General features: G+C 53.9%; 15 protein-coding genes. 12 read left to right on the plus strand and 3 right to left on the minus strand.

Annotated features, from left to right (window positions below; genetic code table 11):
- The first annotated feature begins 18 nt into the window (after window positions 1-18).
- From N5B56_RS06900 to N5B56_RS06955, 12 genes are read left to right on the plus strand one after another with little or no spacing between them, the layout of a single operon-like run.
- Window positions 19-234, plus strand: a complete 216-nt coding sequence (locus N5B56_RS06900) for a Maff2 family mobile element protein (protein WP_071143480.1) — start codon at window positions 19-21, stop codon at window positions 232-234.
- 20 nt (window positions 235-254) lie between these two features.
- The gene (locus N5B56_RS06905; RefSeq protein WP_260978633.1) at window positions 255-1,124 is read left to right on the plus strand and encodes a VirB6/TrbL-like conjugal transfer protein, CD1112 family; all 870 of its coding nucleotides are present in this window, start codon (window positions 255-257) and stop codon (window positions 1,122-1,124) included.
- 14 nt (window positions 1,125-1,138) lie between these two features.
- Window positions 1,139-1,573, plus strand: a complete 435-nt coding sequence (locus tag N5B56_RS06910) for a PrgI family protein (protein WP_260978634.1) — start codon at window positions 1,139-1,141, stop codon at window positions 1,571-1,573.
- Window positions 1,491-3,920, plus strand: a complete 2,430-nt coding sequence (locus tag N5B56_RS06915) for a VirB4-like conjugal transfer ATPase, CD1110 family (RefSeq protein WP_346432194.1) — start codon at window positions 1,491-1,493, stop codon at window positions 3,918-3,920. The genes N5B56_RS06910 and N5B56_RS06915 overlap by 83 nt, the downstream gene beginning before the upstream one ends.
- Window positions 3,913-4,182, plus strand: coding sequence for a hypothetical protein (locus tag N5B56_RS06920; RefSeq protein WP_118199935.1), 270 nt, complete (start codon window positions 3,913-3,915; stop codon window positions 4,180-4,182). The genes N5B56_RS06915 and N5B56_RS06920 overlap by 8 nt, the downstream gene beginning before the upstream one ends.
- Complete coding sequence (locus tag N5B56_RS06925) at window positions 4,175-5,197, plus strand: DNA cytosine methyltransferase (RefSeq protein ID WP_260978635.1); 1,023 nt, start codon at window positions 4,175-4,177, stop codon at window positions 5,195-5,197. Before N5B56_RS06920 ends, N5B56_RS06925 begins: the two co-directional genes overlap by 8 nt.
- Window positions 5,194-7,173: a C40 family peptidase gene (locus tag N5B56_RS06930; RefSeq protein ID WP_260978636.1), complete on the plus strand. Its 1,980-nt coding sequence runs from the start codon at window positions 5,194-5,196 to the stop codon at window positions 7,171-7,173. The genes N5B56_RS06925 and N5B56_RS06930 overlap by 4 nt, the downstream gene beginning before the upstream one ends.
- A 26-nt stretch (window positions 7,174-7,199) precedes the next feature.
- Window positions 7,200-7,472 carry a DUF4315 family protein gene (locus tag N5B56_RS06935; protein ID WP_025653854.1) on the plus strand — a complete coding sequence of 91 codons (273 nt, stop codon included), beginning with the start codon at window positions 7,200-7,202 and terminating at the stop codon, window positions 7,470-7,472.
- Window positions 7,462-8,538: a CD1107 family mobile element protein gene (locus N5B56_RS06940; protein WP_260978637.1), complete on the plus strand. Its 1,077-nt coding sequence runs from the start codon at window positions 7,462-7,464 to the stop codon at window positions 8,536-8,538. Before N5B56_RS06935 ends, N5B56_RS06940 begins: the two co-directional genes overlap by 11 nt.
- On the plus strand, window positions 8,531-10,675 hold the full coding sequence (locus N5B56_RS06945; protein ID WP_260978638.1) for a type IA DNA topoisomerase: 2,145 nt from the start codon (window positions 8,531-8,533) through the stop codon (window positions 10,673-10,675). The genes N5B56_RS06940 and N5B56_RS06945 overlap by 8 nt, the downstream gene beginning before the upstream one ends.
- Complete coding sequence (locus tag N5B56_RS06950; RefSeq protein ID WP_260978639.1) at window positions 10,662-11,141, plus strand: hypothetical protein; 480 nt, start codon at window positions 10,662-10,664, stop codon at window positions 11,139-11,141. The genes N5B56_RS06945 and N5B56_RS06950 overlap by 14 nt, the downstream gene beginning before the upstream one ends.
- A 12-nt stretch (window positions 11,142-11,153) precedes the next feature.
- Entirely contained in the window at window positions 11,154-13,004 is a 1,851-nt protein-coding gene (locus N5B56_RS06955) for an antirestriction protein ArdA (protein WP_260978640.1), read from the plus strand.
- 649 nt (window positions 13,005-13,653) lie between these two features.
- On the opposite strand, the gene N5B56_RS06965 is transcribed toward N5B56_RS06955, so the two are convergent.
- From N5B56_RS06965 to N5B56_RS06975, 3 genes are all read right to left on the minus strand, one after another.
- Window positions 13,654-13,986, minus strand: coding sequence for a DUF6050 family protein (locus N5B56_RS06965; protein ID WP_260978641.1), 333 nt, complete (start codon window positions 13,984-13,986; stop codon window positions 13,654-13,656).
- Between the two features lie 71 nt (window positions 13,987-14,057).
- Window positions 14,058-15,401, minus strand: a complete 1,344-nt coding sequence (locus N5B56_RS06970) for a relaxase/mobilization nuclease domain-containing protein (protein WP_260978642.1) — start codon at window positions 15,399-15,401, stop codon at window positions 14,058-14,060.
- On the minus strand, window positions 15,362-15,691 hold the full coding sequence (locus N5B56_RS06975) for a MobC family plasmid mobilization relaxosome protein (RefSeq protein ID WP_021632164.1): 330 nt from the start codon (window positions 15,689-15,691) through the stop codon (window positions 15,362-15,364). The genes N5B56_RS06970 and N5B56_RS06975 overlap by 40 nt, the downstream gene beginning before the upstream one ends.
- Window positions 15,692-16,015 lie beyond the last annotated feature (324 nt).

Genomic DNA, 16,015 nt, shown 5'->3' on the forward strand with positions numbered 1-16,015 from the left:
TTTTAGGAGGATTATTTTATGGCATTTTTCAACAGTGCAGTTGGTGTTTTGCAGACTCTCGTAGTGGCCCTGGGCGCAGGTCTTGGTATCTGGGGCGTTATCAACCTTCTGGAAGGTTACGGCCAGGACAACCCTGCTTCCAAAAGCCAGGGTATGAAACAGTTGATGGCTGGCGGCGGTGTCGCCCTCATCGGCATCACTCTTGTACCTCTGCTCTCCGGCCTGTTCGGTTGATCGTCCGGCGGTGATCGCTTATGGGCGGCATACTCGACAAACTCGATGAATGGCTCCGAGGGCTGCTCATCGAGGGAATCACGGGAAACCTGTCGGGCATGTTCGATACGGTCAATACCAAAGTAGGCGAGATCGCCGGTGAAGTGGGCCAGACGCCGCTGGCATGGAACAGCGGCGTCTTTTCTATAATCCGAAACCTCTCTGAAACGGTGATCGTTCCAATCGCCGGGGTTATCCTGACATTCGTAATGTGTTATGAGCTGATCCAGCTTGTGACAGAGAAAAACAATCTGCACGATGTAGATACCTGGATGTTCTTCAAGTGGATTTTCAAGACCTTCTGTGCCGTTCTCATTGTGACGAACACATGGAATATCGTCATGGGTATCTTCGATGTAGGGCAAAGCGTTGTGAACAGCAGCGCAGGCGTCATCATCGGAAATACCTCTATTGATATCAGCAGCGTTATCACGGATATGGAGGCGCAGCTTGAAGCCCTGGGCACAGGAGAACTGTTCGGGCTGTGGTTTCAGTCCCTTTTCGTGGGGCTTACCATGAACGCCCTTTCCATCTGTATCATGCTTGTCATCTACGGCCGCATGATCGAGGTGTATTTGACGACTTCCGTTGGACCAATTCCACTTGCCACCATGACGAACCGGGATTGGAGCCATACAGGACAGAACTATTTGAAATCCCTGTTTGCATTGGCATTCCAGGCATTTCTTATCATGGTGTGCGTGGGAATCTACTCTGTTTTGGTACAGAGTATCGCCACGGACGGAAATATCTCAGGCGCGATATGGGCCTGCATGGGCTACACGGTCCTGCTGTGCTTCGCCCTGTTCAAGACCGGCAGCCTCTCTAAGAGCCTGTTCGGAGCGCATTAAGGAGGCTTGATAAATTGGCGTATGTAACCATTCCAAAGGATTTGACGAAAGTAAAATCCAAAGTGCTGTTTGGGCTTACCAAACGGCAGCTTATATGTTTCGGATCGGCGGCACTCATCGGAGTACCGCTTTTCTTTTTGCTCAGACGCACGGCCAGCAACAGTGCCGCCGCGTTCTGCATGATTATCGTCATGCTCCCGTTCTTTCTGCTTGCCATGTATGAGCGGCATGGTCAACCCCTGGAGGTGGTGGCCGGACAGGTCATCCGCTGTATGTTCCTGCGGACGAAGGAGCGGCCTTACCAGACAAACAATTTCTACGCAGCCCTGGAGCGGCAGGCCCAGGCGGAAAAGGAGGTGAAAGCCATTGTTCAGAAAGCGAAAGCCAGAGCCGCAGGCACGGCAGACGGCAAAACCTACGGTAAAGCTCACCGCCGCGGAAAAGCGTGAGATCAGCCGTATCCTGGAAACCGCCAGAGGTGATGGGAAACCTCACTCGGCGCAGGACACCATTCCCTTCCGTCAGATGTACCCGGACGGCTTGTGCCGGTTGGATGATACAACATGGAGCCGTTGCCTGGAATTTGAGGATGTGAATTACCAGCTTGCAAAGCCAGATGACCAGACGGCGATTTTTGAAGCCCTCTGCGATATGTATAACGCCCATGACGCTTCTATCGGCATGGAATTATCCCTTGTTTGCCGCAAGGTGAACAAAGCGGATTTTCGCAAACGAATTGAGATCGCGGCGCAGGAGGACAAGTTCGACACGGTACGCGCCCTCTACACGGATATGCTCCGCGGGCAGTTGGAACACCGCAACAACGGCATGGTCAAGACAAAATTCCTGGTGCTGACCATTGAAGCAAAGAACAGCAAGGAGGCAAAAGCCCGTTTTTCCCGGATCATGCTGGATGCCCTGAATTACTTTAAGGCCATGGGCGCACTGGCAAAGGTGCTGGATGGCAAGGAGTGGCTGGCGGTGCTGCACGGTGTCCTTCACCCAGACGGAGACCCGTTTTCCTTTGCGTGGGAGTGGCTGGCGCCCTCCGGCCTGTCGGTCAAGGATTTCATTGCGCCGTCCTCTTTTCGGTTTGGCGAAGCACGGCGGTTTCAGATGGGCAGCAAAGTCGGCGCGGTCAGCTTTTTGCAAATCACAGCCCCGGAACTCAATGACCGGGTGCTTGCCGATCTGCTTGACACGGACAGCAGCATTTTTGTCAGCGTCCATATCCGCAGCATGGATCAGAATGAAGCCATCAAAACTGTCAAGCGCAAGATCACCGATCTGGACAGTATGAAGATCGACGCTCAGAAGCGGGCGGCGCGGGAAGGGTTCGATATGGACATCATCCCCACCGACATTGCCACCTATGCAGGTGAAGCAAAGAACATCCTCCGTGATCTGCAAAGCCGGAATGAGCGAATGTTCCTGATGACCTTCCTGGTAGTCAATGTGGCGGACACAAAGCAAAAGCTGGAGAACGATATCTTCCGGGCTTCCTCTGTGGCGCAGAAGCACAACTGTCATCTGGTGCGGCTGGACTTTCAGCAGGAGCAGGGGCTTGTGTCGGCGCTGCCGCTGGGCGTCAACCAAATCAGGATCGAACGCGGTCTGACCACTTCTGCCGTGGCAATTTTTGTTCCTTTTATCTCTCAGGAACTTTTCCAGAGCGGCGAGGCGCTGTATTACGGTCTGAACGCTACTTCCGGCAACATGATCCTTGCAGACCGCAAGCAGCTCAAAACGCCCAACGGTTTGATTCTTGGTACGCCGGGCAGCGGCAAGTCCTTCTCGGCAAAGCGTGAAATCCTCAATGTGTTTTTGGTGACAAAGGACGATATCATCATTTGCGACCCGGAGGCGGAATACTTTCCGCTGGTCCACCGCCTGGGCGGGCAGGTCATCAAGATTTCTCCCACAAGCAGCCAGTATGTGAACCCCATGGATATGAGCCTGAACTACTCCGAGGACGATAACCCACTTGCCCTAAAGAGCGACTTCATTCTCTCATTCTGCGAACTGGCAGCAGGCGGACGCAACGGCTTGGAGCCGGTGGAGAAAACGGTCATTGACCGGGCTGTGCGCGTGGTGTACCGCCCCTATCTTGCCGACCCGAAGCCGGAAAATGTGCCTGTCCTTGGCGACCTCTATGACGAGATCAGGCGGCAGCCAGAGCCGGAAGCACAGCGGATCGCGGCGGCATTAGAGCTGTATGTGCATGGCAGTCTGAATGTTTTTAACCACCGAACCAATGTGGATATCAACAACCGCCTTGTCTGCTTTGACATTAAGGAGCTTGGCAAGCAACTCAAAAATCTTGGGATGCTGGTCATTCAGGATCAGGTATGGAACCGCGTCACGGTGAATCGAAGCGAGGGCAAGTCCACCCGGTACTATGTGGACGAGTTCCCCCTTCTGCTGCGCGGCGAGGTTGGCGCCTGGAGTGTGGAGATTTGGAAACGCTTTCGCAAATGGGGCGGCATCCCAACGGGAATCACCCAGAACATCAAGGACCTGCTTGCCTCCCCGGAGATCGAGAACATTTTTGAAAACAGCGACTTCATCTATCTTCTCAATCAGGCCAGCGGGGATCGGAAAATCCTCTGTGAGCGGCTGAATATCTCCACCCAGCAGGCGGCGCATATCAGTAACGCAGGCCCCGGCGAGGGGCTGATCTTCTTCGGCAATGTGATTTTGCCATTTGTGGACCACTTTCCGCAGGATAATGAGCTTTACAGCATTATGACGACAAAACTTGGTGAAACCGGGAAAGGAGGCACGGTGCATGAATGATGAAAAATATGTGATCGGCAGCGGAAGTTTTCGGCTTCTGATCGGTGATTTGTATGATCTCTATTGTTATCATTTCAGTTTGACCCGCAGACTGGCGGAGGCTGCGGACGAAAAGGCACTTTTGAAAATCCAGAAAAGCGTGTCCGGCTATGAGCGCAGGATGAAACGCCTTTGCAGGCGCTGGGGGCTACCCACGGATGATACGCCCTGGGCCTACGATACAATGGAGAAATCCATCCGGGAGCGGATGCTCCATGAATAAACTGACCCATGTGAGCTTGTTTTCCGGCATTGGCGGTCTGGACCTGGCGGCGGAGGCTGCCGGGTTTGAAACCGTCTGCCAGTGTGAGTGGGCGGATTTTCCGCACTCCGTCCTCTCCGCACGATGGCCGGATGTTCCCAGGTTCCGGGATATCACTACTTTTACGAAGGAGGCGTTTTTTGAAAAAACAGGACTTGAAACAGTTACCGTTATCTCAGGCGGCTTTCCTTGTCAGCCCTTCTCCACCGCCGGAAAACGGAAGGGCTTTGCGGATGAACGCTACCTGTGGCCGGAAATGTGCCGCGTTATTACCGAGCTGCGGCCCCGTTGGGTGCTTGGGGAAAATGTTGCTGGCTTCATCAATATGGGGCTCGACAAAACGATCTTTGACCTGGCAAAAGCGGGATACGCTGTTCTCCCATTCGTATTTCCGGCTTGCGGTGTCGGCGCATGGCATGAGCGCCAGCGAACTTTTATCGTCGCGGCTGATGTTTCCCACACCCCTTGCCTCCGACAACAACACCGCCAGGGACGCGGCAAGCCTGGATGTGTTCCTGTCGGACAATGGAATATTTCGCAAGAGGAACCGAAACGGGGCGATCTGGAGCCTCAGCCTGTCGGCAGCAGTATTCTATCTGACTCCGGTGGCGTCGGACGGTTTCCGCTCGACCTTGAAGCCGTCGGCCTTCGATCCGGCGAAGAAGGATGGGAACCTGTCGGCACAGATCATCTCCCAGGAACAGCCGGTGTCCGAAACGGCGGCGCTGAACCCGGATTGGGTGGAATGGCTCATGGGCTTCCCGAAAGGATGGACGGACGTATCCTTTGGGCCGCCGAGCCGGAAGGAGTCCCCCGCATGACTGAGCGCATGGATGACCGGGCACTGAGGCTGAAAACTTTGGGAAATGCGGTCTGCCCGCCCCAGGCGTATCCCATTTTCCGCTATATCGCCATGATCGAGAACGGTACCTGCGGCGATCTCTGCCCCTATGGAAAGGAAGGTGACTGCCTATGAGGGAACTGAAAGCGACCGATAAGATCACGCAGAAAATGACCCGCGACGGCGCGGTATCGGAAAACCTTGCCACGGGCGAGGTGGAACATATCAGCAGCCGGGAGCCGGAAACGGAACTGTCCGCTTCTTCGGAAGAATCCGCTGGTGCTGCGGCCGACCTTGCCCTGCGTGCGGCGGAGCACCATGAGAAGAAAAGCGCACGAAAGGCGGAAAAAGCTAACACCCAGGCGGTGCGGGATGGTTCTGCCGCAAGGCAGCGCCCGTCCTCCCGTCTGCAATTTACCGAGGAAGAACGTGCCGATCCCGCACTTGGAAAGTACATCGACCGTTCCGACCGTGCGGCGGATAGGCTGGACGCGGCAAAGGCCGCTATCCCCACAAAGAAAGTTCTCCGTACCGAGCGTGTTTTTGACGAGACCGCCGGAAAAGGCAAAATGCAGCTTCACTTTGAAGAAGTGGAGAAACGCCCCAACGGACGATTGCGGCACAATCCGCTTTCCCGGCCGGTCCATGAGATCGCCCACGCCGCCCATGCGAAGGTGCATGAGGTGGAACAGGAAAATGTGGGTGTTGAGGCTGGACACAAGGGCGAGGTGCTGACGGAACGCGGGCTTGCCTACGGAAAAGGCAAAGTCCGTGCCGCCGTCCACCATCACCGCACAAAGCCCTGGCGTGACGCGGCGAAGGCAGAACAGGCTTCTTTTAAGGCAAACGCCGACTACCTTTACCAAAAGGCACTGCATGATGATCCTGCATTGGCAGCTTCTAACCCGGTATCTCGTTTTCTGCAGAAACAGCGGATCAAGCGGAACTACGCAAAGGAGCTGCGGCAGGCAGAGAAAACCGCAAAGAACACAGCGGCCACGGCGAAAAGTGCGGCGCAGAAAGCAAAGGACGCCTTCAAGGAAACATTCCTCTACATCAAGCACCATAGCCGGACGGTGCTGCTGGTGATCGGCATTGGCGCCTGTGTTGCTCTGCTGTTTGGCGGAGTTTCTTCCTGTTCCATGATGGCGGGCTCTGGCGTGGGTGGTGTATTTACTTCCTCTTATCTCTCCGAGGATGCGGATATGCTGGCTGCGGAGGCGGCCTACTGCGAACTGGAGCAGAAACTTCAATATGAACTGGATCACTATGAAGCTCTGCACCCAGGATATGACGAATACCGTTTCGACCTGGACGAGATCGAGCATGACCCTTATGTGCTGATCTCCATTCTCACGGCATTTCATGAAGGGGTGTTCACCATCGACGAGGTTCAGGCGGAGCTGCAAATGCTCTTTGAAAAGCAGTACATTTTGACGCAGACCGTGGAGGTGGAGGTACGCTATCGGACGGAGACACGGACAGACAGCGAAGGAAACGACTATGACGTGGAAGTACCATATAACTACTATATCTGCAATGTGAAGCTGGAAAACTTCGACCTTTCCCATGTGCCGGTCTACATCATGGACGAAGAAACACTTTCCCTGTATGCGGTTTATATGGCAACGCTGGGAAACCGGGAAGATTTGTTTCCTGGCTCCGGCTATGTAGATAAGTACACCAAACCACCCACCACCTATGATATTCCGCCTTCCGCACTGGAAGATGAAACTTTTGCGGCGCTTATTACGGAGGCAGAGAAGTACATCGGCTATCCTTATGTCTGGGGCGGCAGCAATCCAAACACTTCTTTTGATTGCTCCGGCTTCGTGTCCTGGGTGCTGACGCAAAGCGGCGTCTGCAATACGGGCAGGCTGGGAGCCCAAGGACTCTACAACATTTCCACCCCGGTATCCTCTGCCAACGCAAGACCCGGCGACCTGATCTTTTTCGTCGGTACTTATGATACACCGGGCGTTTCCCATGTGGGTATCTATGTGGGCGGTGGAAAAATGCTGCATTGCGGCGACCCCATCCAATATGCAGATATCAACACAAGCTACTGGCAATCCCACTTTTACGCTTTCGGGCGACCGCCCTACAACTAAAAAACGATATGGAGGTAATTTGATTTATGGCAACGACACAGAAGATCCGCAATGACATTGCGAAAACCAAAGAAAAGATCACGGAGCAGCAGAAACGCCTTCGTGCGCTGGAGGCTCAGCTTGCGGAGGAAGAAAATCTGGAAATCGTCCGCATGGTGAAAGCCGTGAAGATGGACAACAAGGAACTGACTGCCTTCCTGAAAGCCTATGCCAGCGGTATGATCTCCCTGCCGGAAGGTATGCTGCAGGAGGGCAACACCGAGAATGAGGAAACGGAGGGATACGAGGATGAAGCATAACTTTATGACAAAAATGGTATCGGCTCTTTTGGCGGTGGTGCTCAGCACTGCCGCTTTTTCTGTCACCGCCTTTGCCAGCGGCGGCGAGGAAACCACGGAGTCCGTGGCTGAACAGGAAACGGCTGGGGATGTCTCTGATCTGCTTTCCGCTCTGGCAGGCAGCCAGGTCACGGTATCCGTCACCGAGGATGGTATCCAGTTCAGTTCCGGCGAAAATGACTCCGGGCAGACCGGCACCGTCACCACGGGCGGCGGCAATTTGAATGTCCGCACGGGCGCGGGAATGGACTACACCGCCTTCACCCAGCTTCCCAACGGAACGACCGTGAAGGTGATCGGCACGGACGGCGACTGGCTGAAGGTCATCCTGCCGGAGAAAGTCGGTTATGTCTATTCCGGCTACATGACGGTAAGTGACGATGGAGATAGTTCCGAGGAAGGTTCTTTCTCTCTGGACGCGGAAACGCTGGAAAATCTGCTGGGGATGCTGGGCGGCGGTCTGAATGGCGGTGCCGCCCTGACGCCGGACGGGAACCTTTCGCTGATCGACGATATCGGCAGCCCTACCACCAGTGGCAAACAGTTTATCACAGTGGAAACGAAGAACGGCAATGTGTTCTATCTCATTATCGACCGTGACGCCGAGGGCGAGGAAACCGTGCATTTTCTGAACCAGGTGGATGAAGCCGACCTCATGGCACTCACGGAGGACGGAGAAAAGGCGGAAACGCCTATTGTCTGCACCTGTACGGAGAAGTGCCAGGCCGGAGCGGTCAATACCGCTTGCCCGGTCTGCGTAAAAAACCTTAGTGAATGTGTTGGCACAGAACAGAAAGCTGCGGAGCCCACCGAGCCGGAGAATCCGGAACCCGAAAAGAAAAGCAATACCGGGGCGATCCTGGCGGTGCTGCTGATCCTTGCAGCCGGAGGCGGCGCGGCAGTCTATTTCCTGGTGCTGAAACCGAAGCAGGGCAAGAAAGTTCCCGCTGATCTGGATGATTTCGACCTGGAGGATGAAGAAGAATATCTGACCGAGGACGAGGAAACGGAGGAAAAGAATGAGTAAACTGATTATTGCGGAAAAACCGAGTGTGGCAAAATCTATCGCATCGGCCCTGGGTGCTTCATCCAGGGCCGATGGCTTTTATGAGGGCAGCGGCCTTCTTGTATCCTGGTGCGTTGGGCACCTGGTATCCCCGATGGATGCGGGCGGCTATGACGAGCGTTTCAAGAAATGGCGCTATGACGATCTTCCCATTCTGCCGGAGCCGTTCCGCTATGTGCTGGCACCCGGCAAAGAGGACGCCTTTGAAAATCTCCGCACCCTGATGGACCGCTCCGACGTGGATACCATCGTCAATGCCTGTGACGCCGGGCGTGAAGGTGAACTGATTTTCCGACTGGTGTATGAAATGACCGGATGCCGCAAGCCGGTCCTTCGCCTTTGGATTTCCTCGATGGAGGACAGCGCTATCCGAGAGGGCTTTTCTGACCTGCGCCCCGGCGCCGATTATGAAGCCCTGTATCAATCCGCCCTCTGCCGCCAGAAAGCGGATTGGCTGGTGGGGATCAATGCCACCCGCCTTTTCTCCGTCCTCTATCACCGCACCCTGAATGTAGGCCGTGTTCAGACCCCCACACTGGCAATGCTGGCGGAGCGTGACGCGAAGATCACGCTGTTCCACAAAGAGAAATATCATCTGCTGCGCCTGATGCTGGACGGAGCCGAAGCAGTATCGGAGAAGTTCACCGATTCGGCAGCGGCGGAGCAGGCGGCGGCAATGTGCAAGGACGCAGCCGTCACCTGTACCTCTGTTACCCGTGAGCAGAAGATAGAGCAGCCGCCGAAGCTCTATGACCTTACCACCTTGCAGCGTGAGGCAAACCGCCTGTTTGGATATACGGCGAAGCAGACCCTTGACTACGCCCAGAGCCTCTACGAAAAGAAGGTGCTGACCTATCCCCGCACGGACAGCCGCTATCTGACCTCCGACATGGCGGAAACAGCCTCCTGCGTCATCCATCTGGCGGTAAAGCTGCCGCCCTTTGACGGGATCAGCAACTTCTTCCCGCTGGTGGAGGTCATGATCTCCGACAAGGAGGTATCTGACCACCATGCTATCATCCCGACTATGGAGATTGAAAAAGCGGATTTGAAATTGCTCCCCGTTGGTGAACGAAACCTTCTGCTGTTGGTCTGCTGCAAGCTGCTGTGTGCATCGGCAGAGCCGTATGTATATGAGGCGGTCACGGCCACATTTGACTGCTGCGGCCATTCCTTCACCGCAAAGGGCAAGCGCATCCTCTCCGAAGGCTGGCGGGAGATCGACCGCATTTTCCGTGCTTTCCAGAAAGAAAAGCCTGCGGATGGGGACGGCGGCACGCTCCCGGACTTCACCAAAGGGCAGACTTTTGGCGGTGCGGAGGTTGCTGTTACCGAGCATTTTACCCAGCCGCCGAAGCCCTACACAGAAGATACCCTCCTGTCCGCTATGGAGAACGCAGGCAAGGATGACAAGGTGAATTGCCCCAAAGGGGCAAGAGATGGTGGCCTGGGCCATATTCCCGATGAGGCGGAGCGAAAAGGTCTTGGCACGCCTGCGACCAGGGCGGCAATCATCGAAAAGCTGGTGGCATCCGGATTTGTGGAACGCAAGGGCAAGAGCCTGATCCCCACAAAAGCCGGTATCAACCTTGTCACGGTCCTGCCGGAGCCGCTGACCTCTCCCATGCTGACAGCGGAATGGGAACAGAAATTGACAGAGATCGCAAAGGGTGATGCTGACCCGGATGCTTTCATGGACGGTATCCGCACGATGGTTCAAGAGATCGTTTCTACCTATTCCTGCATTTCCGAGGATGGCAAAAAGCTGTTTGCCCCGGAGAAGGAAGTGATCGGTACCTGTCCCCGCTGTGGCCAGCCGGTTTATGAGGGCAAGAAAAACTTTGCATGTTCGGATCGATCCTGCGGTTTTGTCCTTTGGAAAAATGACCGCTTCTGGACGAGCCGCAAGAAGGAACTGACAAAGAAGATGGCAACGGACCTTCTGAAAAAGGGCCGCGCCAATGTCAAGGGAATGTGGTCTGAAAAGAAACAGGCTACTTATGACGCCACGGTGATCCTGGACGACACGGGCGGCAAGTACATCAATTTCAAGCTGGAATTTCCGAAAAGAAAGGTTGGTGCTGATGGCAGAAAATAAGATTTTGGAACATTTACCCGAAGTGAGGGCGGCGGTGGCTGCCCTCTCCCCGGAGGACCGGGAGGTGCTGGCGGCGGTGCAGACCTCGCCCTTCAAGCTGACAGCGCCGGAGCAGTTCAAGGAGTTTGCGGCCAACATCGACTATTTCGTATTTGAGCCCAATATCCACGATCTGAACGATCTGGGGTGGCGGTATCTGGCACAGCACATGGATATGCTGCTGCCCCCGGAACTTCTGAAAGCAATCGACCCTGTTCCGTTTGGCAAGTACGCCATGCAGGAGGAACAGGGCCATTTTACGGAACACGGATATATTTCTCTCTCCGGCGACGAGTGGGAGCATGAACGCCCTGCGGAGCCGGAGAAAAAGCCTTCCATCCGGGAACGGCTGGAACAGGGCAAGAAGGAATGTGCGGAGAAATGCAAGGTGCAGCCTTACAAGGAAAAGTCTGCACCGGAACTGTAAGGAGGTGCTGATATGCCATATTACGATCACGACAAGGATTATCCCTTTGCCGCCTTTATCACCAATCTTGGGAAGTACAATGAGGGCGAACTTGTGGGCGAGTGGGTGAAGTTTCCCACCACCGCCGAGGAATTGAAGGAAGTGTTTAAGCGGATCGGGATCGGCCAGAAGGATGACTTCGGCCAGCCCTATGAGGAATGGTTCATCACGGACTATGACTGCTATGTGGACGGTCTTTACAGTAAGCTGGGCGAATACGAAAATCTGGACGAGCTAAACTATCTGGCCTCCAAGTTGGATGAAATGGATCAGAGCGACTATGCGAAGTTCCAGGCAGCTATGGAAATCGGTGACTATACCAGCAGCCTGCAAGAGATCATTAACCTCACCGAGAATCTGGATTGTTATGAGATTTACCCCAATATCGAGGACTATGACGACCTGGGGCGTTATTACATTGAGGAACTGGAAGTCACTCAGGTTCCCGCCCACCTGCAGAACTACATTGATTATGAAGCCTACGGACGGGACGTGGCGTTGGAAGAAAACGGCACCTTCACGGATCAGGGTTATGTGCGTGATACGGGTGACAGTTTCCATGAGTATTACGACGGTGAGCGCGGCAGTATCCCCGACGAGTACCGGGTAATGACTTTCCAGGATGACCTTCCCGAAGAAGAAAAATCCGAGTGGGCTATGGATGTCGCCTTTGACATGGACGAGTTTTTCCGTCAGAACGATCCGCAGTATGCGGCGGAGCACCCGGAGGCACACGCCGCAAAGGAAGAACTGTATGAAAATCTGATGGCCGGACGCATTTCCACTCTGGACGAAAAGCTGGCGGCGCTGGGGCAAACGCAGGAGGACTATCTTCCTTCGGAGATTGAAAAATTCAAGGATGCTACGGGCTATGAGGAATTTTTGGACTTTGACCCCGCCGAGATCAAGGCAGCGTTGGAGAATCCGGACAAGTCCCGTATTGACGAAATGCTGGCTTTTGCAGAAAAGGCAGAACGGGAGTATGCGGCGGAGATAGCCGCCTATGTGCAGACGCCCGCCGACATTGCGGAGCAGGCGCAGGCCGTTCCGAGAGATACCTTTTCCATCTACCAACTGAAACCGGGGGACGCCACACGGGATTACCGCTTTGAACCGCTGGATGCCATCCGCAACAACGGGCTTTCCGTAAAGCCGGAGAACTATGAACTGGTCTATACCGCCCCGCTGACAGAGCAGGACAGTTTGGAAAGCATCTATACCCGCTTTAACATCGACCACCCGGCAGACTTCAAGGGACACTCCCTGTCTGTGTCCGATATTGTGGTGCTGCATCAGGACGGGAAGGATACCGCTCATTACTGTGACCGTTTCGGCTTCTCCCAGGTGCCGGAATTTTTGCAGCCGGAACGGGCAGCGGAGGTCACGATCCCCACGCCGGATCAGATGGCAACGCAGGAGCGGATCAGCACGCCGAGAGGCAGCTTTTGTGTGACGGCCATGAGCCGGGAGCAGATGGAGGCGGCAGGATATGGGTTTCACCATCAGTCTGACGATGGAAAATACCTTATCATGGGCAACGGTACGCGGGCCTTTGCCGTGGCAGCGGAGCAGCCGGAGCAGGACAATCCCCTCCGCACCGCTGAAATGACGCTGGAGGATGACTACGGCATGATCGACGGCGTTATCAACAACGGCAGACGCGGCGAAGAATTGGAAAAAGCCCAGGAGTATGCAGAGCGGACAACGCCGGAGAAGCCTTCCATCCGTGAGCGGTTGGAGGACGCCAAACGGGAGTGTGCCGAGCACAAACCCCCGGAGGGAAAGAAGCCCGGTCGTGATGTGCCGGAGCATGACTGCCTATGAGCCGAAGCAAGAAGTGGCGGCTGGAATGGGCGTTCTTCCTGGGCGAGAACGGCAGGCGGCAGTATAACCATATCTGCAAAAAATGTGTTCATGGCTGCAAGCAGAGTTTCCGGGTATGTCTGGTCGCTTGTCCGCATTACAGTTCCAAACGGTCTAAAATCTGTGAGGATAAGGGGGCGAAAAACGCAGAATAATTCCCTGTATCCATATTTTCAAAGGGAGCCTTTATGATTTCTCATGTGTCGGTCTGCTTGCTGGCACATAGAGAAAATGGCTCGATTCCAAACACTTTCTGATACACAAAACGGGAGCACAGCTTTTCGGTTCATCCGATTGGCTGTACTCCCGCTTTTTCTTTTTGCTATCATCAAATTACTTTAACACGGTTCTGTTGTTTGAACAGGGGTACAAATTGTACCTCCGTTGAAAAGGAATTTTCATTGTATTTTCTCATTAGGATTGAATAGGAAAGGATGGATAGCCGCCGTAGTAGGCGTTGTGGGAATGTGCGTAAACTGCCAGAATTGCGAGGCTGTGGGAAAGCTGTTTGCAGACCTGTGGGAAAAGGCTTGTCTTTTTCCATCAGGTTGTGAATGGCTTTTCCATCAGCACGAGCGGCAGTTTTCCATATTTCCATGACGCAAGAAAATCATCCAACGATCAGCCGGTACACCGTCAGCGGCACATACCATACCGCCACAATCAACCGCCATGCCAGAACGAAACCACCGATCACACCACCGATAATAAAGTTCAATGCAAACAAGGCGATCCCTCCACCCAGGGAGCCGCCGCCCGGCACGATCCAGAGGCATATCCGATGGAGACCAAACGGCAGCCCGCAGAGTATCCAGAGCCATACATAGTCAAGCTCTCCGTTCTTCATGCAGGCGGATTTGAAGATACAATACAGGATCAGCACCACGATTACGGGCAGTACACTTTTGAAGAAAAATGCTTTGATTGCTTCGCTTCTTGTCATCGGTAAAACCTCCTTCCGCAGTTCCATTATACAGGATGCCGGGAGCTGCGCCCAGTGTCTTTCAGAGAAAATTATTCCAGCTCATGCCGCCGCTGTTGTTCCTGTTCCTTTGGAACGGCCAGCAGCGCATCCACATTCTGCTTGACGGTATCGTATTCCTGGGCTTCGGTTCTTGCGGTTTTGTACTCCGTAAGGAGCCGTTCCTTTTCTGCGTTGAGATTAGCAAGCTCCGTTTTCATGCTTTCCGTTGTCGGCAGCGGCACAGCCCCCAGCCGTTTCAATTCTCTGGCGGCTGCTTCAAAAAGGATGATCTCGCTCTCATGCCCCCGCAGAAACTTTTCTTTGTCATTTGATTTGCGGTATCGGTCATAGAGCGGTTTTAGCTGACGGTAAGTTCCGGCGTGCTTCATCACAAGGGCAAGTTCGGTGCTTCTGCTTTCTACCCGCTTGATCTCTGCATGAGCGGTATCTCTCCGTGCGGATAATGCGGCCAGTTTACTTTCCAGTTCTCCATAGTTGCTTATCCTGTGCTCGGTCAGGAAATTCATGGTCTTGGCGGCCTGTTTCAGATTGTTCAGCTTCGCCCAATGGGTAAAGCCTGCGCTCTGCTGCGCCTTGATGTTGTTCTGAATATCAATGAGCAGGCTGATCTTTCCGTTCTGCGGTTTCGGCTGGTGGGAAGGTCTGGAACGTCCGGCAATCCGGGCGGCAAGGGCTTCTTCGGTGTAGTCCACACCCAGGGTTTTCAGACGGGTGAATCGTTCCTGATCCGGCGCTCTGGCGGAGATATATTTGCCCCGCTTGATCTCATAGCCTTCTCTCTGCAGGCGATGAACCAGTTCTTCTAAATCGGAACAGACTGGCAGGAGTCGGTCGATGGCCGCTTTCAGCTTTGCCTTATAGCTGGTGCCGTTCTGCGCAGCCTGATGTTCAATATAGCTCTTGCCCTTGTCCTGTCCGGGGATGATGACAGACAGACCGTGTTCCTTGCAAAGCCGGTCCGAAGTGCGGCGGATATAGTGATAACTCCGCTTGTTGGAATGATAGTGCTTGTGATCCGCAAAGCTGACCGCATTGAAAATCAGGTGGTTATGAACATGATCTTTGTCTATATGGGTGGTAAGTACAAATTCATACTTGCCGCCCAGGATTTCTTTTGCAAGCTCCATGCCGATCTCATGGGCCTGTTCCGGCGTAACCTCCCCAGGCTGAAAGGCTTGGATCAGGTGACGGCCCAGGTTCGTTCCCTTGTCGATGGCATGGCGGCGGGTCCAGGAAAATTCGATATCCGCAGTTTCGGCGGCACAGCCATAGGAAGAAACAAGCAGCTTTCCGTCCGTCTTTTCCGGGTTACAGATATAGTCAATGGCGGCTTTCAGCGTTGACTTGATAGGATGTGTCTTTGTAACTGCCATATCTCATCCAGCCTTTCCCGTATCTCGTCCATGTCGGCCTGATACGCAGGACCTCCGGCGTTGATCCGCTTGGCAATCTGGTTGATATTCCGACCAATGGCGGAAAGTTCTTTGGTAAATGCCTTGATATCTGCGGTGTCCGTATAGATGATATATCCGTCAATCGCCATCTTGCGGAGGTAAGCGCCATATCTGCGTGTGGGTAACTGGCTCATTTTTTCGTCTATGAGCCGTTTTTCGTCCTCCGTGACATAGAATTTTATTTGAATATTTCGCTTTCGGTTTGCCATGCGCCGCCTCCGTTCCTCATAAGGGTTTGGGACTATCCCAACAAGCAATTTTGAATTTTCGGGTAAGGGACCTGAAAATCTCAAAATTCGCAAGCGGGTACTCGCTTGCTGTGCTTGCTATCGTTACCCTACCTTCTATTTCTCCCTCTACTAATACTACAATTTGAAGCGGTGATTTTGGCTGTTTCCATTTCAAATTATGCAAGAACCGCCGCTTTTCAATGTGGGATAGTTCTATGTTCACGCTCACACGCAGACAATCATTCCCCGCAAAGATAGCAAGAGTAAAGTAATTGTCTATTTGGAGCGAAAATGCCTTTTTGG

The sequence above is a fragment of the Eubacterium album genome, assembly GCF_025336545.1.
GTDB classification, from domain to species: Bacteria; Bacillota; Clostridia; order Lachnospirales; family Lachnospiraceae; genus Eubacterium_U; species Eubacterium_U album.

Coding starts and splice junctions, on each gene's coding strand:
- N5B56_RS06905 (WP_260978633.1), top strand. CDS start 255: ATGGGCGGCATACTCGACAAACTCGATGAATGGCTCCGAGGGCTGCTC.
- N5B56_RS06965 (WP_260978641.1), bottom strand. CDS start 13,986: ATGACAAGAAGCGAAGCAATCAAAGCATTTTTCTTCAAAAGTGTACTG.
- N5B56_RS06955 (WP_260978640.1), top strand. CDS start 11,154: ATGCCATATTACGATCACGACAAGGATTATCCCTTTGCCGCCTTTATC.
- N5B56_RS06925 (WP_260978635.1), top strand. CDS start 4,175: ATGAATAAACTGACCCATGTGAGCTTGTTTTCCGGCATTGGCGGTCTG.
- N5B56_RS06935 (WP_025653854.1), top strand. CDS start 7,200: ATGGCAACGACACAGAAGATCCGCAATGACATTGCGAAAACCAAAGAA.
- N5B56_RS06950 (WP_260978639.1), top strand. CDS start 10,662: ATGGCAGAAAATAAGATTTTGGAACATTTACCCGAAGTGAGGGCGGCG.
- N5B56_RS06970 (WP_260978642.1), bottom strand. CDS start 15,401: ATGGCAGTTACAAAGACACATCCTATCAAGTCAACGCTGAAAGCCGCC.
- N5B56_RS06920 (WP_118199935.1), top strand. CDS start 3,913: ATGAATGATGAAAAATATGTGATCGGCAGCGGAAGTTTTCGGCTTCTG.
- N5B56_RS06940 (WP_260978637.1), top strand. CDS start 7,462: ATGAAGCATAACTTTATGACAAAAATGGTATCGGCTCTTTTGGCGGTG.
- N5B56_RS06930 (WP_260978636.1), top strand. CDS start 5,194: ATGAGGGAACTGAAAGCGACCGATAAGATCACGCAGAAAATGACCCGC.
- N5B56_RS06975 (WP_021632164.1), bottom strand. CDS start 15,691: ATGGCAAACCGAAAGCGAAATATTCAAATAAAATTCTATGTCACGGAG.
- N5B56_RS06945 (WP_260978638.1), top strand. CDS start 8,531: ATGAGTAAACTGATTATTGCGGAAAAACCGAGTGTGGCAAAATCTATC.
- N5B56_RS06900 (WP_071143480.1), top strand. CDS start 19: ATGGCATTTTTCAACAGTGCAGTTGGTGTTTTGCAGACTCTCGTAGTG.